Origin of the sequence: Oscillatoria sp. HE19RPO, assembly GCF_024220515.1 — a bacterium.
Taxonomy (GTDB): domain Bacteria; phylum Cyanobacteriota; class Cyanobacteriia; order Cyanobacteriales; family Laspinemataceae; genus Laspinema.
Genome location: NZ_JAMXOT010000017.1, coordinates 17,200 through 39,675 on the forward strand (window position 1 = coordinate 17,200; position 22,476 = coordinate 39,675).

Sequence of the window (22,476 nt, forward strand, 5' to 3'; positions counted from 1 at the left end):
ATCGTAGCTTAGGGGAGATGGGTCATTGGTCATTTGTCCTTGGTCATTTGTCCTTGGTTGATGGGGGGGGATGGGGAAATTGCTGCTGTTTGTAGTAACGACTTCAGTCGTTACAGGCGATTCGAGAATCGCCTCTACATTTAGGGTTTAGCCTGAAAGGATGTTCGTAGTAACGACTTCAGTCGTTACAGGCGATTCGAGAATCGCCTCTACATTTAGGGTTTAGCCTGAAAGGATGTTCGTAGTAACGACTTCAGCCGTTACAGGCGATTCTCGAATCGCCCCTACATTTAGGGTTTAGCCTGAAAGGATGTTCGTAGTAACGACTTCAGTCGTTACAGGCGATTCTCGAATCGCCTCTACATTTAGGGTTTAGCCTGTACAGATGTTCGTAGTAACGACTTGAGTCGTTACAGGCGAGAAAGCGAATCGCCTCTACATTTAGGGTTTAGCCTGTACAGATGTTCGTAGTAACGACTTGAGTCGTTACAGGCGATTCTCGAATCGCCTCTACATTTAGGGTTTAGCCTGTACAGATGTTTGTAGTAACGACTTGAGTCGTTACAGGCGATTCTCGAATCGCCTCTACATTGAGGGTTTAGCCTGTACAGATGTTTGTAGTAACGACTGAAGTCGTTACAGGCGATTCTCGAATCGCCTCTACATTGAGGGTTTAGCCTGTACAGATGTTTGTAGTAACGACTTGAGTCGTTACAGGCGAGAAAGCGAATCGCCTCTACATTTAGGATGGATTCTCAAAATCTGCGTAAGTCCTGGCTGATAGGAGTGCGAGCATCTTGCTCGCTATTGCGAATAAATAGCGAGCAAGATGCTCGCACTCCCAAAAATGTAGGCGAGTAACTGTGGCAACCGCTATATGAACTCGTGCCGGCACTGCTTCACCTCAGCGCGGAGGTATGGATGGGAGAGGATTGACGGACTCTGCTGCTTTTTTGGGGTCTAGCGCCAAAGGATTCGTTTAAGACGGTTTCAAGCTCGGCTAGGGGGTCGCCTTCGATGCCTTCAAACATGGAGTTGAGGGCTTGTTGATCGCGATCGCTCAAGGGGAGGAAGGAGGGGTTGAAACCGTAGCTTAAGGTTGCCATTACTATATCTCCGCTAGTTGCTGTTTAAATTTTTCATGAATTCTTGAATCTCATTTATAAAGATATGATAAAGTTGCCCCGAAATGCTTCCGTGAAACCACCCAAATTTAATCAGGGAAAACTTCTTAAGGATTTCGTAATAGTTCATAACAGCCGAATCGCCGATGATTCGTCCAAAAACAGGACAAATCACCGATGACTCCTTAATCAATTCACCGGAAAATGTCACTCAGGCGTTGTTGGAGCAGTTGGGGAAATTGGGCGTAATATCGCTGGTTGAGGGGGGAGGGATGAGGCAGGGGGAGTAAGGTGATGCTGCGCTGATGGAGATTCCCTTGAGAATCTTTAGCGCTAAGGGTAATGGTTTGGCTAGAACTGTAGCGATCGCCTCGTTGAAAAAATTCTTTCAGGGTCCCTTTTGGGGCGTAGGGGGTAAACCAGTCAAAGGCATCGTTTCCGAGGGTAATGATGCGATCGCCTTGCCAGTGGCAGACGAGGAGGCGCTCAATATAGGGCCGAAAGCGCTGTTTAACCGCTGTACTATAGGCTTTATTCCCCGGGGGTTTGTAGGGGACTGTATTGGTCAATAAAACTTGGTCCAGCACCTTTTCTAGTTCTGTTTTATCCCTCGCCTCGGTGTTAAAAAGAGTCTGATACAGTCCTTTGCGAACTAGGGAACCTGCTGCACCATATAACGGTTGCCGATTGGCAACTTCATCTTTACCCAAATCTCGGCCAAAAACACATAGCTGACTTTGCAAATTCCCCGCATAGAGAATCGGTTGAGTCGGTTCTGCACCTGCTTTTTGATAAACGGGTTCATCTAGGGGAAATTCAGCCCGGTTTGCTTCTTCCTGAATTTCATCAATTAACGTTTGAATTTCTAACATAACAGTAACCACGGACTGGATGAACATCGCTTACGTTACCGCATTTTGCTCCCCTTGGTTCATTCCGGTATGAAGTTTCGCTCTTTTGGGCCAGGGGAATCCTGGGGGGATTTGTTAGATTAATTGATAGGCTAAATCCGGGGTTGCCACGGGTTCATTCATCATGGGAAAACGAATGGTAGAAGCAGCCCAATTTTTGAAATCGGGGGCTAACCGCACTAATTTTTGCATGATTTCATCATTCACCCACAAGATGACGGGAAAGGCAAAATCTTTACGAAAATCATCCCGGACAAAGTTGGTTGCGCTCAGTAATTGTTCAATAGAAATAACGGATTCTAATCCCAAAATCATTAAAGCATTGGGATTTTTATTTTGCAGAGTTTGTTGTATGGTCGTGTAGAGGGTTTTGACCGACGGATGCAAAGAGATCTGATGAATATCTGCGGACAAATTAATCGGTAATTGCTTGAGGAGTTGCGATCGCAGGGAAACGGAATTACAGCAAGCCAAAATTAGGCAAAATTGACCTTGTGACATAGAAATCGATCGGTCTAATCGTTTCAGGGATAGGGAGTGAGGATGAGCGGTTTCATCGGAGGAATACAGGTCTATCATGGTCTATATCCTAATTTTTTTATGTTATTAAGAGGGTTTCCTCAGTTGGCATCGGTGCGGGTCTCGGGAGGGTCGGTTGCGATGGACCTCTGGGCGATCGCCCCTCTAACGGGGTGAGCGCGATTTCCAAACCGGGACACATCGGGACGATCGCCGCCTGGGAGAGGCCGTTGCTCGTTCCGAGGAGTGAGTCCTTAAAAATCCTTTCGGCAAATCCGGTGGATTGCACCTGAGCCGGAAGGAGCAGGGGAATAGCTAATCATACTAATGTTTCTATAGAAGTATATTCCATTTTTCTTCAAAAAAGGTTAAATTTTTCTAACAATTTCCTCAGTTGGGTGGTGATTTCACTCTTTGGGTTAATCTGAACGCGCCCAAGACGCCGCAACTCTGTCTAAAGTTCCGTCCTCCTAAGGGTCTGAACGTTAGATTTGCGATAACATTGAGAGAATTGAGGCGACTTGACGACCATTTAGGGAAAACTTTTACCCTGAGAGATTTTTGGGTAAAAGACTTAATATACAAGGGTTTTATAGATTTGGAGCGATCGGCAAAACCCAAGTTCGGATAAGACAGAAATATTAACAATCGCTCATATTAGGGTGAGCAGTTGCTCCCTCGCCTCCCCCTCTGGAGAGATTATGATTTCCTGGAGGAATAACAGACCCCTGCCGATATTTTTCAGGGGAGGGATTCCGAAAGCCCAAGGACCAATGACCAAGGACCAATGACCAAGGACCAATGACCAATGACAAATGACCAATGACCCATCACCCAGGAATTAACTGCTCGATCGCCTTAACGAGGACTTCAGGTTCTACCGGCTTGGACAGGTGCAGTTGAAATCCGGCATGGAGTGCTTTTTGCTGATTGGACTCTCCGGCATAAGCGGTTAAGGCGATCGCGGGAATTGCGCCACCTCGTTCTGAGGGCCGGTTTCTCACCTGACGGATGAGCATATACCCATCAATATCGGGCATTCCTAAGTCGGTGACGAGCACATCAAAGCTGTGGGAGTCAAGACAGTTAATCGCCTCGACTGCCGAAGCCGCAACTTTGACCTGTGCACCGGCTTGGGCTAAAATCGTTGTGGCTAATTCTCTCATATCCGCCTCATCGTCTACCACCAGAATTTTAATTCCTCTCAGGGGTGAGGCTTGGGGTTCCAAGACTGAAGCAGAGTCAAGATTAACCCTAGGCGTTCCCCGGTCCTGAGTGAGAGGCAAACAGATGGTAAAGGTCGCCCCTTGTCCTTCTCCGAGACTGGTTACGGCAACGGTTCCTCCATGCAATTCAGTGAGATAGCGCACGATCGCCAGTCCTAATCCCAGACCCCCAAATTGTCGCGTCGTTTTCCCATCCTGCTGGCGGAACAAGTCAAAAACATAAGGCAAAAACTCACGCTCAATCCCTTTTCCGGTATCGGTTACCCTAATTTCAGCACAACCGCCTTTGCGCTGGAGGTAAACATCCACCTGTCCCCCAGGGGGTGTAAATTTAACAGCATTGGATAACAAGTTCCAGATAATCTGCTGAATCCGATCGCGATCGCCAGACACTAGACCCATCTCCGATTCAAAGTGGGTAACAATCTGAATTTCTTTGGAACGGGCGGCTAACTGAACGGTTTCCAACGCTGACTCTAGGGTTGGAATTAACTCAACGGGACCGACATGGAGGGCAATTTTACCCTGGAGGATGCGAGATACATCTAATAAATCTTCAATCAGTTTTGAGAGCAAGCGCGCATTGCGCTCAATGGTTTCCAAGGCGCGATCGCGAGAGTCATCGTCAAATTTGCGAGTTCTTAACAATCTCGACCAGCCCAAAATCGGATTAAGGGGCGATCGCAACTCGTGAGACAAAACGGCCAAAAACTCATCTTTGATCCGGTTTGCTGCTTCCGATTCCTCTCTAGCTGCCCGTTCCCGGGCCAGTAGTTGTTCCCGTTCTTCCTCGGCCTGTTTGCGCTCGGTTATATCCGTATTACAGCCGACATATCCGACAAAGCGAGTGCCTTCAAACCGGGGCAAGCCTAACACTTCCATCCACCGATAAACCCCATCATGGCGACGCATTCTCACGACCGCTCGATGTTCCTTCCGATTGGCGATCGCCAAGCTGTACTCGGTAATATAACTCGCCCAATCCTCTGGATGCAAGCTCTCTGTCCAATCCTGAGTAATATCCGATTGACACAACCCTGTAAACTCCCGGTATCGCTCATTCACAAAGTGACAGCAGGCTTGTTCATCCTGCATCCAAATCTGGATCGGAACCTTATCTGCCAACAGCCGGAAACGATACTCCGATTCCCGCAATTCCCCCTCAACCTGTTTGAGGCGGCTAATATCTAAATTAATCCCCGCCCAACAGATAATTTCTCCGGATTGATTTCGCACCGGGACTCCCCGAACCAGAATCGGATGCCAGTTGCCATCAACCCCGCGCACGAGTTGTTCGCGATCCCACAAATCCCCCGTGGTTGCTCCCTCCATCCAGTCGGCGAGGGTCTGTTTGGCTGCCTGGGTTTCTAACACCTCTACCCAACTTAAACCCTTCCATTGTTCTAGGGTCATGCCGACGAGACGTAAAAATGAATCGCTGGCGTAAAGGTGCCGTCCCTGGCGATCGCAAATCCAAATCCCATAATCCAGACTTTCCCCGATCGCCCGATACACGCCTTCGGTTTTGCGGATGGCTTCCTCGGCCAAATAGCGATCGGTAATATCAGAAAAGGTCACCACTCCTGCTCGAATCGTGCCATTTTCATCATACACCGGGGACGAATTCACCAGACTAATCCCCCTTGTGCCATCTTCCCGAACAAAGTGGATTTCTTCGTTTCTGACCAGTTCACCGTTATACACTGAACGATATAACGGCCAGTCTTGGAGTTGATAAGCCCGTCCATCGGGATAACATCCCTGATAGAGGTTGGGTTGAGTCAGGTTGTTCACCGGGAATGAGTCAGGAATCTGGACAATTTGTTTAATTTGCTCGTTAAACAAGAGAATTTTTCCCGAGGGAGCTTCCGCGACAATCACCCCAGCCGGTAACTGTTCCAAGATGGCGTTGAGGAGTTTTCGCTTCATGCTGACTCGATCGAGTAGTTCTTGCTTTTCTACCTCCTGTTGCTTGCGATCGGTAATATCGATTTGAATACCGCTCATTCCCTTAATTTGACCCTTTTCATCTAAGCGGGTTTCTCCAATATTGCTCAACCAGCGCACAGACCCGTTGGGGAGCAAGATTCGATATTCTAAGTTTAAGTTACTGAGGCCATTTAAAATATTTTGTACCGATGCCTCGACGGTTTGGCGATCGTCAGGATGAACCGCCTGCAACCAGTTTTGATAGCTCGTTTCACAATCGCCCGGTTGATATCCTAACAAGCGATAATTTTCATCGGACCAGAACCAGCGATCGGTGATGATATCCCATTCCCAAATTCCGGCATTAGCTGCACTGAGTGCCATCGATAAGCGCCGTTCATTTTCTTCCCGGGCGGCTTCTGCGCGAATGCGATCGCTAATATCCAGGGAGACCCCAGCGATAAACTGTTGTCCTGTTCTATCCCGGAAGGGAAATTTATAGGACATATAATAACAAGTTTCCTGGTTTTCTTGTTCAATGGTTTCTAAAAATTGAATGGGTGTATCTTGCTCTAGCACCTGGCGATCGTTGATGTGCCACTGGGTTGCTACCTCAACGGTAAATAATTCAAAGTCAGTTTTTCCGATAATTTCCGCATTCGGACGCTGCAACAATCGCTCTAATGCCGCATTGACGTAAATTGTCCGTCCGGCAGCATCCTTGATAAAGGCCGCAAAGGGGCTATGGCTCATGAAGTGAGAAAATAATTCTTGACTTTCTCGCAAGGCATCTTCGGTGCGTTTGCGTTCGATAAATTGACCAATTTGTGAGCCAATGGCTGCCATCAAGTCCAACAAGTCCGGGTCCGGTGCTTGGAGGCGATCGCTAAAGCATTCAATTTCGCCTAAGAGTTTCTCTCCCAACAAAATCGGAAATCCACAGGCAGTCCGCAGTCCCACTTTGAGGGCTGCGGTTGCTCTAGGAAAGTTCCCATCTTTCTCTAAGTCGGTTATCCAAGCGGGTTGACGGGACTGCCAAATCCGTCCCGGCAAGCCAACCCCAGGGGGAAAGGTAATTTGTGCGGTGAGGTCCAAAAACTCCTGGAGTTCTAAACCGGGGAGATGCCAAGTTTGGAAGGAGTGCAGACGATTCTCCTGGGGATGGAGCGTCCAAATCGTCCCCACTTGCCATCCTAAACTTTCGCACAAGGCTTGTAAAATGGCCGGAACGGCATCAACCCAAGTGGTGACTTCGGCTAATACCTGGGCGATCGCATATTGAGCGGATTGACGCTGTTGGGTGCGCTGGCGATCGCTGATATCTCTAAGATAAACTGCGATTCCCTCATTCAGGGGAAACGCCGAGAGTTCTATCCACTGATTCGATTCGGATAAAAAATAGTCCTCGGTTACCGGAATTCTCTGCGCCTGCGATCGCTGTAGCGCGGGAACATTCAAACAATCCAGGTGACTCCCCTGGGTTCTGAGTTCCTCCGAGAGCGCTTTGCCTAATAACTCATCGGGCGATCGCTGCAACAGCCTGAGCGCTTCAGAATTAACATAAGTAAACCGCCAATTGCCATCCAAGGTGATAAATCCATCGGGAATGCTTTCTAAAACATTAGAGATCCGATGGGTTGTCCCTTGCAGAGATTCCTCCGGTTGAGGATTCCTCAACGGTTGTTGACCCTCTAGGCAGTCTTCTGGACTCGGCAGGGGTGAAACCATCAATTCTAGGGTTTCTGCCTCCTGATGAATGCCTCTCGGCATTTGGGGAGTGCGGGTGATGATATTAAAAATCCCCGCGACTTCTCCTCGTTCATCGAAAATGGGACTAGAGGAAAGGGTGACTGTCACGGTTTCGCCACAATTGCAGCGATCGCACTCAAAGCATTGATTTTCTAACCGATCGGCTTGTCCCGTGGCAAATACCGAGGCGACGACTCTTGCCATTGCTGGAAAATCCTGCGTCCAACAGTCTCGCACCGACTGACCCAATAATCGCAACTTTGGAGTTTCTTCTAGGAGCTGATGGTAGGCATCATTGTAAAATTGTACCCAGTCTGGTCCCCACAAAATGGCGATCGCCACTGGAGAAGTCAAGCTCAACTGCACCGCATTGCGCAAACTCCCCGGCCAACTTTCCATCGCACCGAGCGGGGTTGCTCTCCAGTCTATCCTTCCCATTAGCAGACCCATCTCGCCACCGACTGCCAAATTATCCTCCACTTCCATTGCTTTATTTTCCTTGGGTACGAAGCTCTAATCCTGTATTCCTAAATAGCTCAACAGAAGGTCCCGACTTCCTTCTCGTAGCTGGGGTGATGGGGAATTCCCCAGTTCGTCAATCACTGCTCGAATCTGCTGCAAGGCTAAAGAAGACGGCTGCACCCGAGCATTTTCCCAGCGATTGATCGTCGCATAAGCCACCCCCAGCCTCAATGCAAACTGTTCCTGGGTTAATCCGGCAAGCTGTCGCAGTTCCCGAATTAGATGTCCAATTTGGGGTTGCTTGAGAGGCAACGTTTTTTTAGCCCCTGCGGTGATTCTTGAGGAAGACCCCATATTTCTTCAGTGGATATAACATTTGTTATACCAATTCTCTGTCAAAGGCTCTAAACCGCTATCTACCTAAAGAGGGATTTCAGAATCAGACTTAAGTTGTATATGACATTTCCCTGAATTGGACAATTTTGATGCAGGAGTGGGGAACACCTTGCTCCCACTCCATCCATTCTTTGCTCATCGTGATTGAAACGCACTCTATCATGACCCGTGGAGATTCAGGAGTGGAAAGCAATGGGATTAAGGGACTGGTGTCATTTTTCCCAGACCTTAATGTTTTAAACTGGATCAATTCACTGTTTAAACGGGCCGAGAATTTATGCGTCAGGTTCCCCCACCCCTGAAAACTGGACTGTTGCGCTTGATGGTGGCATCGGCGATCGCCATTCCGTTATCGATTGGAGTCGAGATGGCGATTTTCAGAAGCCTGAATCGTTCGTTTCCACCGATCGCTCAAGGGGTGCGGTTTGTTAAGGCTCAACTTTCCAGTCATAGTCCCCTCGCCGATATTCCCGTTACCGCAGGGGTGGCGGCAAAAAATGGTATGGTTGTTACCGCCTCTGCAGGAGCCTCTCAAGTCGGTTTAGAAGTCCTCAAAGCCGGGGGAAATGCCGTGGATGCTGCGGTAGCGGTGGGGTATGCTTTAGCAGTGACCCATCCTTGTTGTGGCAACTTGGGTGGGGGTGGATTTATGCTGATTCGTCAGGCAAATGGGGAGGAGGTGTTCCTGGATTTTCGAGAAACAGCACCCCTAGCTTCGACCCCTGATATGTATCTGGATGAAACTGGAGAGGTGGTGGAGGGATTGAGTCGTCGGGGATATCTGGCGGTGGCAGTTCCTGGGACGGTAAAGGGACTCGATCGCGCCTTAACTGGCTATGGTACGCTCGATCGCACTCAGGTGATGGCTGGGGCGATCGCCTTAGCCCAAGATGGATTTATTTTACAATCCGGTGACATTGAGATTCTCAATCGCAGTGTGGAACAATTCCAAAAACAGCCAGAAGTTGCGGCTATTTTCTTAAAAGATGGCACAACTCCCTACGAAGTCGGCGATCGCCTGATTCAAACCGATTTAGCCAACAGCTTAGAACTGATTGCGAACCAAGGACCGGACGCCTTTTATACAGGGCCAATTGCCGAAAAAATCGTTAACGCCAGTGAACAAAATGGGGGAATCCTCACTTTAGAAGATTTTAGCACTTACAGCGTCACCGAATCTGCTCCCGTGGAATGCTCTTATCGAGGCGATCGGGTGATTTCTTCACCGCTACCGGGAGGCGGAACCACCCTCTGTCAAATGCTGAATGTGCTAGATGGATATTCCGTTGCCGAACTCAACCGCAGCGAACCCCACCGCCTGCATTTGATGCTATCGGCAATGTTGTTTGCCTTTGCCGATCGCAACACCTATTTAGGGGACCCGGCGTTTGTGGATCATCCCAGCGATCGGCTACTCTCTCCCGAGTATGCTGCCCAACTGCGTGCTAAAATTCCCCCAAATCAAGCTATTCCCCCGGAACCGCTTTTCTATCAGACTCCCGAACCCACCGGAACCGATACCACCCACTACTCCATCGTCGATCGCTTCGGCAATGCTGTCTCAGTTACTTATACCATTAATTCCTTATTTGGGGCGATGGAAATTGCGCCGGGAACGGGATTTTTTCTAAATAATGAAATGGACGATTTCACCGCCAAACCCGGAGTTCCCAATCAATTTGGGTTAGTCCAGGGAACCGTCAATCGCATCGAACCGGGGAAACGTCCTCTCTCCTCCATGAGTCCAACCATCGTCACCCGCAACGGTGAATTGTTCCTCGTTACCGGCAGTCCCGGGGGTTCCACCATTCCCACTACTGTCTTACAAGTCATCACTCATATCAGCGATCGCAACATGACCGTCGCACAAGCCGTCAGCCACCCCCGCTTTCATTACCAAGGATTACCTAACCGGGTGATGACTGAACCTTCGGCACTCTCGCCAGAGACTGTAGAACGGTTGTCCGCAATGGGATATCACATTGACTCCTTCTCCAATTGGGGTGCAGCCTCATCTATTGCCGTAGAAGGAGACACCCTCTGGGGAGCAAACGACCCCCGTCGTCCAGCCGGTGCCGCATTAGGATATTAAAGTGAGGGGATATTCATGCCGGAAACGGGGTTTTTTGTCAGATTAGAAACGGGTTTTTTTGCTGAACAAATCCCAACGGATTGCCACCCATTCGGTTTGTTCGTTCCCGCTTGATTTAAAGATAAAAACGATTGCACCCAAGCCGGGTTTTCTTCCTCCTTGATGCGGGTTCCTGAGCGGTGGGATAAAAAATTAAGCGCCGTTGCCGTTGAGTTGTGGTAGGATAGGGAGAACGCTCGGTTTCAACGGGGTTCAGCCGTTGGAGTAAATGGGGAAAGTCTGGTGAAAATCCGGCGCTGTCCCGCAACTGTGATGAGACAATGGGTCTCTAAGTCAGGATGCCCACCGATCGCGAACCTGTTGTTTTTCATCTGCGAGGTATAGATGAAGGTTGATTTAGCATTTTTACAATTCACCCCCCCAGGCAATTGCTGTGTGGGGTTGGACTTAATGGCGGTTTTGTTGAGTCGGGGTCGGGCGACTGGATGGAGTCGGAATTAAGCATCAGGCGATCGCCAAATTTACTCCAGACATCTGTTCAGAAAACCCGCAGGCTGGAAGCCTGGGGCTATACGGACGAAGCCCGCCTGCGCGGGCATCAAGAGTAAAAACGACTTTTGAACTCTGGATTTGGTATGACTCCCCTCATGAAGGGTTATACCCCAGGGAACGCAGACGCCCTGCGGGTTCTAAATTTTCCGCTAACCCCCTATCCATTATCCCCCTTTTATGGTAAAATTTTATCCGCAGAGAATGGGAAAAATTCCCACTGCAATTCATCCATTTGAGAAAGTTCACAACGGAATAAAGGGTCAAGATTTGTCTGGGTTTAAACCAAGCCATAGCCAAACTTTTATTCCGGTTTTGTCTAAATCAGGCCGCCGAATTCAGGGCATGATTCAATCAGCGATCGCTATGTTAAAACAAGGGCATTAAACGGGCGATCGGTCCATCTTCACAACCCCTGACGAGTTTCCCATCCACCCAACTTTGATAGAGAGTCCATGACCCAAGCCACCCTATTTGTCTGTTCCCTCTGCCGATTTTCCCGGAAAGAACCCACTCAAAACGGACTATCGGGCGGAGAGCATTTAATTCAGCAATTGCAAGCAGAACTGCAAGCCAAAAACCTCGAATCAACCATCCAACTTCAGCCAGTGCGCTGTATGGCAGCTTGCAGCGATGCTTGCAATGTCACCCTCACCGCTGGCGAGAAAATCACCTTTGTTCTGAGTGGACTGTCTCCCACAGAATCCGCCCCAGATTTGGCGACCTTTTGTCAACAATATGCGGCAGCTTCTGAGGGGAAAGTTCCCTACAAAGAACGTCCGGATATCATTCGGGAATCCACAGCATTTGTTCTGCCTCCGTTCCCCGTTCCATCCACTCTACCCCAGACCATTTAACGGTAGAAATGGCATTCTCCATTCCAGTGGGGTTTTGACTATCATCAACCCTAAAAAATTGGGGTTGTCCCGATCACTAAAATTCCCCCCTCCCCTTGTAGGGGAGGGGGGCCAGGGGGGAGAGGTTCCGCCCGTACTTCAACCCGGTTTTAATACCAAATCCGCTTGGTAAAAGTCGGTTTTCGCTTTGAGCCCGCGCAGGCGGGCTTCGTCCTGTGAGCCTCCACCCTTTAGGGTGCGGGGTTTTACAGACCTTTGACTCGCCAACCCTCTGTTTTCTAGTTAAACTTTGCCAATCAGGTTATGAATTTAATTTTTGGACTAACGCTCACCCTATTTATTGTCAGCCTTATTCTGTATCTCAGCAGCGCCCGCAAATATCAATCTTCCGATTCTGTCGCCAATTCTTATGATGAATGGACTCAAGACGGAATTTTAGAATATTACTGGGGAGAACATATTCATCTCGGGCATTATGGTTCTCCCCCAGAATCCAAAGATTTTCTCCAAGCCAAAGAAGACTTTGTGCATGAGATGGTGCGTTGGGGAGGATTGGATAAATTACCCCCGGGAACGACCGTTTTAGATGTAGGTTGTGGCATTGGCGGTAGCAGTCGCATCCTGGCAAAAGACTATGGGTTTGCAGTTACGGGTATTACCATTAGTCCTCAACAAGTCAAGCGGGCACAAGAACTGACCCCTGCGGATTTAGATGCTAAATTCGCCCTAGATGATGCCCTAGATTTATCCTTTGGCGATCGCAGTTTTGATGTCGTGTGGTCCATTGAAGCCGGACCGCATATGCCAGATAAAGCGAAATTTGCTCAAGAATTGTTGCGGGTCCTCAAGCCCGGGGGTATCCTAGTCCTCGCCGACTGGAATCAACGGGACGATCGCCAAACGCCTCTCAACTTCTGGGAACGCCCGGTGATGCAGCAACTCCTCGAACAATGGTCTCATCCCGCTTTTTCCAGCATTGAAGGCTTTTCTGAACTGTTAGAATCCACCGGATTAGTAGCAGGAGAAGTCACCACCGATGACTGGACCGAACAAACCCTCCCCTCCTGGATTGATACCATTTGGCAAGGCATCATTCAACCTCAAGGATGGATGCAATTTGGAGTATCTGGATTTCTTAAATCCGTGCGCGAAGTTCCCACCATTCTGTTAATGCGTCTCGCCTTTGGTGTGGGACTCTGCCGCTTTGGAATGTTCCGCGCCATCCGCAGTCAGGGGGAACCCGCTTCTGAACATCAAGTTGCCGCTACAGTGGCTCAAAATTCTTAAGGGAAACAGGACTTACGCCTATTTTGAGGGTTCACCCTAAATAATGTAGAGGCGATTCGCGAATCGCCTCTACATTTAGGTTTTTCCGCGTGAGGGGGCTTCTGCCATGTCACGAGGACAAAACAAAAAACCTACCATCGTGAGGAATTTGGCCCCAGGGCGGCCTAGAGTGGGGTCCCTCTAGGGCGGTTTCCTCTGTAAAATCCCAAAGAGGCGATCGCAAAAGTCGGATGTTGGGAGATAATCTGTCAGAGGAGGAAAACCAGTCCCCCTCCTTCAATATCATAGTCCTGATTTCGATGCGGGAGAGAGCAGTGGCACAGTGTCCAGTTTGTCAAGCAACATACGTTGAGGGCGAGGTCAAAAATTGCTCGACCTGTGGTTGGGATTTGACGCCATACCCCTTGACCTTGGGACGAATCCCGGATAGTTTTTTGCGGAAGGAACGAGCACAACTGAGTTGGGCCCGCAACCATTGGCGATCGCAGTCTCAGTCTAAACCCAGTGACCCTGAGCAAGTCACTCAGGCGCAAATGCAGCTATCCCAACTCAAAACTCAGCTAGAACTCTCCAAGCAGGAACGAGATCAGCTACAATCTCTGTTTGAGCAAACCGAGGAAGCCTATTGGCAACTGCATAGCAAACTAGAAACCACTCACGCTGAACTAGACTCCGCCAAAAAAGACCGAGAACAGGCCCAGTCTCAGCTAGAGGATGCCAAAAAAGCCCAGCAATCCCTGAAATCTCAACTGGAAACCAGCCAGATTAAACTGGAAGAATTTACCCAGGAATGTGCTCAATATAAGTCGCAAATTCACGAAGCGGCTAAAGCTTATTGGCGCTTGCAAGACCGCTTAGAACAGGAAGAAAAAGAGCGCGATCGCATCCAAAGCCAACTCACCAAAGCCCAGTCCGATAGCAAACTGCATAAAACCCGGGCCAATCAACTCCAGCGTCAGCTTGAAGACCTCGAAAAAACATTACACCAAACCGCTCAATCCCGTTCCAGCGATGGAGAAGCCGTCACCGAATTGCAAAACCAACTCCAACAAGCTGCCACCGCCTACTGGCAATTGCAAAGCCAACTCACCGATACTCAATCCGAACTCCATCACTACAAAAACAATGGAGGCCGGGTCTCCCATGACGAGCGTAACCAACTCCAAACCCAACTCCAAACCAACGCCGCCAAATCCTCAGAACTCGAAACCAAACTCTCCCTAATCCAAACCGAACTCGGCGAAGAACGGCAAGAACGCCGCATCAGCGAATCGCGAACCGCGTGGTTACTCGATGAGCGCAATCAACTCCAAATTCAACTCGAACAAGCCAATGAAGAGCGGGTTTTACTGCAAACCCAACTCTCCCAAACCCAATGGCAATTAGAAGTCGCCAACCAAGAAAATAGCCGCTTATTATCAGCCACTTACAACTCCCAATTCACCCGAAATGCCGGCCTTGGACAAAACATGAAAAACGCCATGAGCGTTGCCTTTGTCCTGCTCTCTTTAAGCCCATTTTTATTACTCTTTCATCCCCGAGTCTCTGACCCCTTGTTAAAATTTGCCCTACGCAAAGGATATCTAACCACAGCTACCAACAAAAATTTAACTGAAATCAATTTAGCCGGAGCCCAATTAGATGACAGTAACTTTAGTGGTTCAACCTTAAATAATGCCGATTTAGGCGAAATTAGTTTAATCAACGCCAACCTCCAAGAGACCAATCTCAATGGAGCAATTCTGCAATCGGCTAACCTCAAATATGCCAACTTAACTGATGCCAGTTTAGACTGGGCCAACCTCACCAATGCCAACCTCGAATTCGCCAACTTAAGCGGAGCCAATTTAGTTCGAGCCAACTTAAGCGGAGCCAATCTCCGGGGTGCAAATTTACTCAACACTCAAATTGATATTAATACCACCCGCATTGACTCCGAAGATTTACTCAACTGGAAAATCGTCAATTGGCCCAGAAGAAACCGACAACTAGCCGGGTTAAACTTGAGTGGATTTAACTTAAACAACGCCAGTTTAATCGATGCCAACCTGCAACGAACAAACCTGCAAAAAGTTAACTTAATCAATGCTGACTTGCGCGGAGCCAAATTAATGGGAGCAGACTTAACCGGAGCCAATTTATCCGCAGCAAAGCTAACAAATGCCGATATCACAGGTGCAACAGTCGTCGGAATTACCACCGATAACCTCACCGTCTGTCCCAATGGCCGAAGTGGCCCTTGTCAATTCTAAACCCTTCCAATCCCCTCCCCTTGGCAAGGGGAGGGTTAGGGTGGGGTCCTCCCGACGTAGCTTCAGCCACGTCACCCACTCTTGAAGGCGATCTCACCTGTATGTGAGGCTGGGGAACCCGCTTTCTTCGTCATGCGCTCAAGGGCACGAAGAGGACCCCACCCTAGCCCTCCCCTTGCCAAGGGGAGGGGACCGGAAATGAGCTTAAATGTGAGGCAAATCCTCTTGAACGTACAAAACCTACTCTTGTAAGCTCACTCCGCCTCCCCCATCAAAGTAAACGCCGCCCAATCCACCGGATTCGGATACTGCTGCATGGTGGTTAACATCGCCTGCCGCAACGCCTGCGCCTTATCTCCACTCTCCTCCCAAAGCTGATAAAACTCCCGCATCAACAACGCTGTAGAATCATCCGGCACCTTCCACAACGACACCAACACACTCGGCACTCCCGCAGAAATAAAGGACCGAGATAAACCAATCACCCCATCCCCCGTAATTTTGCCCCGTCCCGTATCACAAGCAGATAGCACAACCAACTCCGCATTCAGATTCAACCCAAAAATTTCGGCTGCCGTGAGCAATCCATTATCCGAACCCGAAGGCGTCAGCGCCAACCAACTATCTAAGGGAATATTCGGGTCAAAACTGCCATGAGTCGCCAGATGAATAATCCGTGAAGACTGCATTTTCTGTACTACCGTCGCTTTCGTTGCCATTGAACCAATCAGGGGAGTAACATTCAGCAATTGCCCAATCTCCCGCGCCTCCTGTTCTGCACCGGGTAAGGCAGTGAGTTGTCCCGTTCCCACCACGGGCATTGTGGGATTGCCTACCACTAAAATATCGGAATTTACTGCCGTTTGAGCCTGTTTCTGGTCCCGAGTTAACCCCAAGACTTGAATCGAAGGGGCGGTGAGAATCGTATGCTTTTCGATTAAATACTGACCCTGGGCATCTTGTAACGCCGGGAAGGGGACTAAAAATAGAGCATTGTGAGGAACGAAAATTACCCGTTCAGTCGGATTGGTTGGCAGTAAATCCGCGATCGGTTCAATTAACAGTTGATACAATTGTTTCAACTCCCGATTCTCCCCTTGGGAAACTGGACGAGCTTGCTCCTGTGCCGCCTGCTGATTAAATAGCCCCCCTCCACTGCGGACTTCTGTACTTCCTTCCTGAATTTGGGAAACCGTGATGTTATTCAGACAGGCCAAGTTATCAAAACACCGGGCATCTGCGATCGCTTTGGCTAAAGAACTGTCTTGCTCTTGCCATAACGGTTTGAGGTCCGTGCGCCGGAACGTGATTTCTCCAGTGGGTTTAATCACCCAGATATACAGTTCCGATTCCCATAATCGCTCCACGTTACCAAAGGTGAAATCTTCACGAATGTATGAATATTGAACAATCGTAGCCTGTTGTGCTGCGGCAATTTGTTGAATTTCCCGCAGATTGGGCGGGGTCACTGTGACTGGGGTTTCTCGATTATCCCAGAGGCGATCGGCGATTAATTCCACAAAGGCGCGAGCGCGTCCCCGTTCGGAAATTTCCAGAGCAGCATCCAGTTTATTTTGAGCAATCAGGACGGTTTGCAGGAATTCGTAAGTTGATTTCTGTTGTTCAAACAGGGAGATTTTCTGCTCATCGGTTAAACCTGGCCGTAATTGTTCCCGGACTTCAATGCATTGGCGGAAGTATTGCTCGGCTTGGGCGTACTCACCCAGAGAATCGTAAACAGTTCCGAGGTTGTGGAGGGTGTTGCCTTCCCCCGCTTTATCTCCGAGTTGCCGGAATATTTCTAAGGATTGGCGGAAGTGTTGCTCGGCTTGGACGTACTCTCCCAAATAAAAGTAAACATTTCCAAGGTTGTTGAGGCTTCTGCCTTCCCCCGCTTTATCTCCGAGTTGCCGTTTAATTTCTAAGGATTGGCGGAAGTATTGCTCGGCTTGGGCATACTCACCCAGAGAATTGTAAACAACTCCGAGGTTGTTGAGGCTTCCGCCTTCCCCCGCTTTATCTCCGAGTTGCCGGAATATTTCTAAGGATTGCCGGTAGGATTGCTCGGCTTGGACGTACTCTCTCACAGAATCGTAAACATTTCCGAGGTTGTTGAGGCTTCTGCCTTCCCCCGCGTTCTCCCCGAGTTGCCGGGATATTTCTAAGGATTGGCGGAAGTATTGCTCGGCTTGGGCGTACTCTCCCACAGAATCGTAAACATTTCCGAGACCGTTAAGGGTAATGCCTTCCCCCTCTTTGTTTCCGAGTTGCCGGGATATTTCTAAGGATTGGCGGTAGAATTGCTCCGCTTGGGCGTACTCTCCTAGAGAATAGTAAACAAGTCCGAGGTTGTAGAGAGTGTCGCCTTCCCCCGCTTTGTCCCCGATTTGCCGTCTAATTTCTAAGGATTGGCGGAAGTATTGCTCCGCTTGGAGGTACTCTCCTACAGAATTGTAAACATTTCCGAGGTTGTTGAGGCTCCTGCCTTCCCCCGCGTTATCCCCGATTTGCCGGAATATTTCTAAGGATTGGCGAAAGTATTGCTCGGCTTGGACGTACTCTCCCAGAGAATCGTAAACAAGTCCGAGGTTGTTGAGGGTGCCGCCTTCCCCAGCTTTATCTCCGAGTTGCCGTCTAATTTCTAAGGATTGGCGGTAGAATTGCTCTGCTTGGGCGTACTCTCCCAGAGCAACGTAAACAATTCCGAGGTTGTAGAGGGTGAGCCCTTCCCCCGCTTTGTCTGAAAGTTGCCGGGATATTTCTAAGGATTGGCGGTAGAATTGCTCCGCTTGGGCGTACTCTCCCAGAGAACGGTAAACAATTCCGAGGTTAGCGAGGGTGTTGCCTTCCCCCGCTTTATCCCCGATTTGCCGGAATATTTCTAAGGATTGGCGGAAGTATTGCTCGGCTTGGACGTACTCTCCCAGAGAACGGTACACACTTCCGAGACCGTTGAGGTTGATGCCTTCCCCCGCTTTATCTCCGATTTGCCGGAATATTTCTAAGGATTGGCGGAAGTATTGCTCGGCTTGGACGTACTCTCCCAGAGAATTGTAAACATTTCCGAGGTTAGCCAGGGTGCTGCCTTCCCCCACTTTGTCTCCGATTTGCCGTCTAATTTCTAAGGATTGCCGGTAGAATTGCTCCGCTTGGGCGTACTCACTTAGAGAATAGTACACAAGTCCGAGGTTGTAGAGGATGCCGCCTGCCCCTACTTTGTTTCCGAGTTGCCGATAAATTGCCAGCGCTTGTTCCCAGGATTGTAAGGCCTTCTGAAATTGACTGCGGTTATACTGCTCCAGTCCTAAATTCAAAAGGCGACGCGCTTCCTGTTTCAGTTCTTCTACAGTTTGGGCAGTCACGGAAAGATGGGATAAGTTTCGCTGACTTTCCCCGAGGGTGGGGATGCCGAGGAGGAGAATTAAGGTGAGTAGGGCTAGATTGAGGGGTTTGTGAGAAAATGGCATGGGTAGAAGCTCCCGGGATAGGGTTAACTGAGCCAGTGAGATGCAGAGTTATAAATGAGCCAAAAGTGAGGTTTCGGTTTAGGGGGTGGCGGGGTCGGAGTCCAGGGGGAGCAAGGGGGATTGGGCGATGTCCGCGAGTCCGACATCGGTGAGTAAGCTCTCCCAGTATGCGGTTAGGTCGGTATCTTCGGGATTGTCTCGGCGCAGTTGGGCGAGGGTGTGGAGGGTGTCGTGCCAAATTCCGGCTTGGGCGTAAAGTGAGGGGACTTGTTGGGGGGTTGCTTGGCTCACTTGCTGGGCTAATTCCGGATTCTCGACGCGCTGGATTCTGCCGGTGACATAGATGTTGGCTTCTCGGATTCCTGCTGTTGTGGGACAAAGGAGGGCGAGGGTCCAGGAATAGGTTCGATTGGGTTCTAAGGCGGGGATATTGGCATCTTCGGGGACGGTGATGCTTAAGATGCCGGGGGTCCCTTCTAAGGGTACGGCTTGGCTATAAATGCGGTTGCGCTGTTCATCGATGAGGACGAATAGGGCTGTTTCTGCCAGGGTTTGCGGGATATAGACGAAGATGGAGGGATGGGGGGAAACGGTGAGTCCGATTTTTTGGTTTAAATCAGGCAGTAGGGGAATCAGGGATGGGGAATTTTCCCCGGTTAGGCACTCATCTCGCGGTCCTGCGGGAAGGGTGGGGGGTTTGTCATCCGGATCTAAGGGAGGCATGACTTCCGGGGTTTGAGAGGGAAAGGTTTGGGCGAGGGTTTTTATGGCTGTTGGGACAGGGGAGAGGCTGAGAATGCAGAGGGTGGATAAGGCGATCGCCTTTAGGCAGAAGAGTGGGTTCAGCATGATAGAGCACCAGATTGAATGGGGTTGATTGACGCGGGAAATACCTCCGCAGAGGGTTTAAAGGGGTCCCAATGATTGGCGGGTGGGAATTCCCGGCTTCATCGGCTCAGGTGGGTTGGGATTGAGGTATTGTAGCTTATGATGAACGAAGAGAACGACTGAAGTCGTTACTACGAACATGAAGAGAACGACTGAAGTCGTTACTATGAACATGAAGAGAACGACTTCAGTCGTTACTACGAACATCAAGAGAACGACTGAAGTCGTTACTACGAACATCAAGAGAACGACTGAAGTCGTTACTACGAACAGGGGAGAACGACTGAAGTCGTTACTACGAACTTGGTTGTTGATGTTATTTGGGTAAGGAATCAAGCACTCGGTAAACTTCTATGGTTTTGGATTTTCCTTTTAGGGGTAAAGCTCCCCAGGATTCTACTTTAAATTTGTCTAAAATATGGACTAAGGTTTCTCGGGCGATTAGGATGCGACAGTCATCGGGGTGGCGGTGTTTTTCACAACTTTCTAGGCGGGAGGCAGTATTGACGGTATCGCCAATGATGCCATATTCTAAGCGGTGTTTTCCCCCTAAGCTACCAACGGTAATGGAGCCGGTGAAGATGCCGATTCGCATCTGTACTTTGGGTAATCCTTCTTGTTGCCAGGTTTGATTTAATTCTTGAAGTTTTTTGCTCATGGCTAAGGCGGCGTTTACGGCATTTTCCGCATCTTTAGCAATCTGTTCGGGGGTGGTGCTGGGAATGGGGACGCCGAAGGCTGCCATGATGCCATCGCCGGTGAATTTATTGACGATGCCGTGATGGTTTAAGACTTCATCAGTCATGGCGCTGAGATAGGGATTTAACCAGGTCATTAATTCTTCTGGGGTCTTGGTTTCAGACAGGGTGCTGAAGTTTTTGAGGTCGGTAAATAGGATGGTGGCGGTGAGGGTTTGCCAGGGCAGCATTCCGGATTCTAGGAGGCGATCGCGTTCACTCCAAAGGGCTGTGGCTATCTCGGGGGAGGTCTGTTGTCCCAGCAGATTCATGACCATTTGTTGCTGTTTTCCGGCAATTTGTCGCTGGTACATGATGCCGAATACACTGGTGCAAATAAAGGCGGTAGCTGGGGCTGCTAGGGGTATCCATCCGCCGGTTAAAAACAGGCTGTAGCCGATGCCAAAGATTAGCCCTAATGCAATGAATACACTTCCTGTAATCATCAGAGAATTGCGGAATTTCTCGACGACCAGGCTCCCACTAATTCCCCAGAAGACAATCCACAGAATTTCTCCCCATTCTGGCATAAACCAAAACAAGGGTTTATTGTCTAATACTGCTGATAAAATTTGGCTACTTTTTTGTCCATGAATCACCACTCCCGGCATTTTTAATTGACCAATTCCCCGACTATAAGGGGTATAAAATAAGTCTTTTAGGGTTGGTGCAGTTGCGCCAATTAAAACAATTTTATCCCGCACCCATTCCGGGTCAAACTCTTGGGCGATCGCCTCCCCAAAGCTAATCTTTCGCCCCACGGATTCCCGGCGATAATTCAAGAGGGTTTGATATCCTCTGGCATTAATGGTCTGATACCCACCGGAATTAGATTTTAATTTCGGGAAAATGGCATTTCCTAATTGATATTCTTGGGCTTCAGTTAGGATAGGTTTGATGCCTTGATTCTTGAGATACAACAAGGCTAAGTTTACGGAAAAGGAAGGGAGACTTTTGCCACGTTGAGAGGCAAACATTAAATTGCGCCGTACTCTGCCATCGGGGTCGATCGCAATGTCATTGAAGCCGATTTGTTCTGGGGAAATCCCAGCCGGTGCAGCAACTCTTTGTTTTTGTTCGTTACCCAGGGTGGTAATGGCTATCACATTCGGTTGTTGCAATTGGGCAAGCAATTCCTGATGTCCCGGTTCGTTGGGGATATCTCGCACAATATCTAAGCCGATCGCAATGGGTTGATGGCGTTGTAATTCTTCCAAAACTTCCGCAAATAGGCGATCGCTAAAAGGCCATGTTCCCTGGTTTGCTATATCTTGTTCTGTGATTTCAACAATCAGTAAGCGGGGGTCCGGTCCAGGGTCGGGACGGAGGCGGGTCATGGTGTCAAACAGGATAAGTTCTAAGGGTTGCAATCCGCCGAGTTGTCTTACACCCAGTAATAAGGCAGTGATAGTGAGACTGGCAACTGCAACGGTTCCGCTGAAGCGGGGGAGGATTTCTCGGGCTTTTTGAGCGATGGGATTGAGTTTAGATACAACAAAAGGAATCATGAGGTAGATTTAATTTGTATGTGAGAAGAAGGGAGCAGGTTCTGTGAATTTAACCTACCCAAAAAAGAGTAAAAGGTAGGCATTGCCTACCTTTTACTCTAGATGGGGGAGATGGGGGAGATGGGGAGGATGGGGGAGATGGAGGAGGATGGGGGAGATAGGGGATTTGCCTTACTATTAACTGCACCTCCGGTCCCCTCCCCTTAGCAAGGGGAGGGTTAGGGTGGGGTTCCTCGTGAGGTGGCAAAGCCACCTCACGCACTCTTGGAGACTTAAGCGCCTGTATGGAGTTTGGCCCAACCTCTTTCTACGTGCAAGGGCGATCGCCCAAGAGGGACCCCACCCTAACCCTCCCCTTGCCAAGGGGAGGGGACCGGAAGTTCTCTTGATTGTGAGGACCCCACCCTAACCCTCCCCTTGGCAAGGGGAGGGGACCGGAAGTGTTCTTGATTGTGAGGACCCCACCCTAACCCTCCCCTTGGCAAGGGGAGGGGACCGGAAGTGTTCTTGATTGTGAGGACCC

Annotated in this window: 16 protein-coding genes and 1 riboswitch; of the genes, 6 read left to right on the top strand and 10 right to left on the bottom strand. The window is 49.4% G+C overall.

Annotated features, from left to right (window positions below):
• Positions 1–899: 899 nt before the first annotated feature.
• The 6 genes from NG833_RS02115 to NG833_RS02140 form a co-directional block, all read right to left on the bottom strand.
• The gene (locus tag NG833_RS02115; RefSeq protein ID WP_254563685.1) at positions 900–1,106 is read right to left on the bottom strand and encodes a hypothetical protein; all 207 of its coding nucleotides are present in this window, start codon (positions 1,104–1,106) and stop codon (positions 900–902) included.
• 212 nt (positions 1,107–1,318) lie between these two features.
• Positions 1,319–1,996: a uracil-DNA glycosylase family protein gene (locus tag NG833_RS02120; RefSeq protein WP_254563686.1), complete on the bottom strand. Its 678-nt coding sequence runs from the start codon at positions 1,994–1,996 to the stop codon at positions 1,319–1,321.
• A 114-nt stretch (positions 1,997–2,110) separates the two neighbouring features.
• Positions 2,111–2,614, bottom strand: coding sequence for a hypothetical protein (locus NG833_RS02125; protein ID WP_254563687.1), 504 nt, complete (start codon positions 2,612–2,614; stop codon positions 2,111–2,113).
• Positions 2,615–2,633: 19 nt separating this feature from the next.
• Positions 2,634–2,843, bottom strand: a complete 210-nt coding sequence (locus tag NG833_RS02130) for a hypothetical protein (protein ID WP_254563688.1) — start codon at positions 2,841–2,843, stop codon at positions 2,634–2,636.
• Positions 2,844–3,384: 541 nt separating this feature from the next.
• A complete protein-coding gene (locus NG833_RS02135) occupies positions 3,385–7,944 on the bottom strand; it encodes a PAS domain S-box protein (protein WP_254563689.1) in 4,560 nt (1,519 codons plus the stop codon).
• 27 nt (positions 7,945–7,971) lie between these two features.
• Positions 7,972–8,274: a DNA-binding transcriptional regulator gene (locus NG833_RS02140; protein WP_254563690.1), complete on the bottom strand. Its 303-nt coding sequence runs from the start codon at positions 8,272–8,274 to the stop codon at positions 7,972–7,974.
• Positions 8,275–8,593: 319 nt separating this feature from the next.
• Here NG833_RS02140 and ggt point away from each other — a divergent pair, with 319 nt between their 5' ends.
• The 6 genes from ggt (at position 8,594) to NG833_RS02165 (ending at position 15,353) form a co-directional block, all read left to right on the top strand.
• Positions 8,594–10,408, top strand: coding sequence for a gamma-glutamyltransferase (ggt, locus tag NG833_RS02145; protein WP_254563691.1), 1,815 nt, complete (start codon positions 8,594–8,596; stop codon positions 10,406–10,408).
• Between the two features lie 220 nt (positions 10,409–10,628).
• A riboswitch (cobalamin riboswitch) is annotated at positions 10,629–10,773 on the top strand.
• Positions 10,774–10,893: 120 nt separating this feature from the next.
• Entirely contained in the window at positions 10,894–11,016 is a 123-nt protein-coding gene (locus tag NG833_RS30280; protein ID WP_256555789.1) for a hypothetical protein, read from the top strand.
• A gap of 121 nt (positions 11,017–11,137) precedes the next feature.
• Positions 11,138–11,344: a hypothetical protein gene (locus tag NG833_RS02150; RefSeq protein WP_254563692.1), complete on the top strand. Its 207-nt coding sequence runs from the start codon at positions 11,138–11,140 to the stop codon at positions 11,342–11,344.
• A gap of 68 nt (positions 11,345–11,412) precedes the next feature.
• The gene (locus tag NG833_RS02155) at positions 11,413–11,814 is read left to right on the top strand and encodes a DUF1636 domain-containing protein (protein WP_254563693.1); all 402 of its coding nucleotides are present in this window, start codon (positions 11,413–11,415) and stop codon (positions 11,812–11,814) included.
• Positions 11,815–12,117: 303 nt separating this feature from the next.
• Positions 12,118–13,101, top strand: coding sequence for a methyltransferase domain-containing protein (locus NG833_RS02160; RefSeq protein WP_254563694.1), 984 nt, complete (start codon positions 12,118–12,120; stop codon positions 13,099–13,101).
• Between the two features lie 410 nt (positions 13,102–13,511).
• A complete protein-coding gene (locus NG833_RS02165) occupies positions 13,512–15,353 on the top strand; it encodes a pentapeptide repeat-containing protein (protein WP_254563695.1) in 1,842 nt (613 codons plus the stop codon).
• Between the two features lie 254 nt (positions 15,354–15,607).
• On the opposite strand, the gene NG833_RS02170 is transcribed toward NG833_RS02165, so the two are convergent.
• The 4 genes from NG833_RS02170 to NG833_RS02185 all read right to left on the bottom strand — a co-directional run bounded on the left by NG833_RS02170 (position 15,608) and on the right by NG833_RS02185 (position 21,953).
• A complete protein-coding gene (locus tag NG833_RS02170; RefSeq protein ID WP_254563696.1) occupies positions 15,608–18,820 on the bottom strand; it encodes a tetratricopeptide repeat protein in 3,213 nt (1,070 codons plus the stop codon).
• A 78-nt stretch (positions 18,821–18,898) separates the two neighbouring features.
• Positions 18,899–19,669 carry a DUF928 domain-containing protein gene (locus NG833_RS02175; protein ID WP_254563697.1) on the bottom strand — a complete coding sequence of 257 codons (771 nt, stop codon included), beginning with the start codon at positions 19,667–19,669 and terminating at the stop codon, positions 18,899–18,901.
• 57 nt (positions 19,670–19,726) lie between these two features.
• Complete coding sequence (locus NG833_RS02180) at positions 19,727–20,044, bottom strand: hypothetical protein (protein WP_254563698.1); 318 nt, start codon at positions 20,042–20,044, stop codon at positions 19,727–19,729.
• The gene (locus tag NG833_RS02185; RefSeq protein WP_254563699.1) at positions 20,025–21,953 is read right to left on the bottom strand and encodes a CHASE2 domain-containing protein; all 1,929 of its coding nucleotides are present in this window, start codon (positions 21,951–21,953) and stop codon (positions 20,025–20,027) included. Before NG833_RS02185 ends, NG833_RS02180 begins: the two co-directional genes overlap by 20 nt.
• Positions 21,954–22,476: the final 523 nt, after the last annotated feature.

Excerpts from the sequence above, each read along its gene's own strand:
- NG833_RS02120 (WP_254563686.1), bottom strand. The coding sequence starts at position 1,996 with ATGTTAGAAATTCAAACGTTAATTGATGAAATTCAGGAAGAAGCAAAC.
- NG833_RS02185 (WP_254563699.1), bottom strand. The coding sequence starts at position 21,953 with ATGATTCCTTTTGTTGTATCTAAACTCAATCCCATCGCTCAAAAAGCC.
- ggt (WP_254563691.1), top strand. The coding sequence starts at position 8,594 with ATGCGTCAGGTTCCCCCACCCCTGAAAACTGGACTGTTGCGCTTGATG.
- NG833_RS02125 (WP_254563687.1), bottom strand. The coding sequence starts at position 2,614 with ATGATAGACCTGTATTCCTCCGATGAAACCGCTCATCCTCACTCCCTA.
- NG833_RS02140 (WP_254563690.1), bottom strand. The coding sequence starts at position 8,274 with ATGGGGTCTTCCTCAAGAATCACCGCAGGGGCTAAAAAAACGTTGCCT.
- NG833_RS02135 (WP_254563689.1), bottom strand. The coding sequence starts at position 7,944 with ATGGAAGTGGAGGATAATTTGGCAGTCGGTGGCGAGATGGGTCTGCTA.
- NG833_RS02155 (WP_254563693.1), top strand. The coding sequence starts at position 11,413 with ATGACCCAAGCCACCCTATTTGTCTGTTCCCTCTGCCGATTTTCCCGG.
- NG833_RS02170 (WP_254563696.1), bottom strand. The coding sequence starts at position 18,820 with ATGCCATTTTCTCACAAACCCCTCAATCTAGCCCTACTCACCTTAATT.
- NG833_RS02175 (WP_254563697.1), bottom strand. The coding sequence starts at position 19,669 with ATGCTGAACCCACTCTTCTGCCTAAAGGCGATCGCCTTATCCACCCTC.
- NG833_RS02150 (WP_254563692.1), top strand. The coding sequence starts at position 11,138 with ATGGTAAAATTTTATCCGCAGAGAATGGGAAAAATTCCCACTGCAATT.
- NG833_RS30280 (WP_256555789.1), top strand. The coding sequence starts at position 10,894 with ATGGAGTCGGAATTAAGCATCAGGCGATCGCCAAATTTACTCCAGACA.
- NG833_RS02115 (WP_254563685.1), bottom strand. The coding sequence starts at position 1,106 with ATGGCAACCTTAAGCTACGGTTTCAACCCCTCCTTCCTCCCCTTGAGC.
- NG833_RS02160 (WP_254563694.1), top strand. The coding sequence starts at position 12,118 with ATGAATTTAATTTTTGGACTAACGCTCACCCTATTTATTGTCAGCCTT.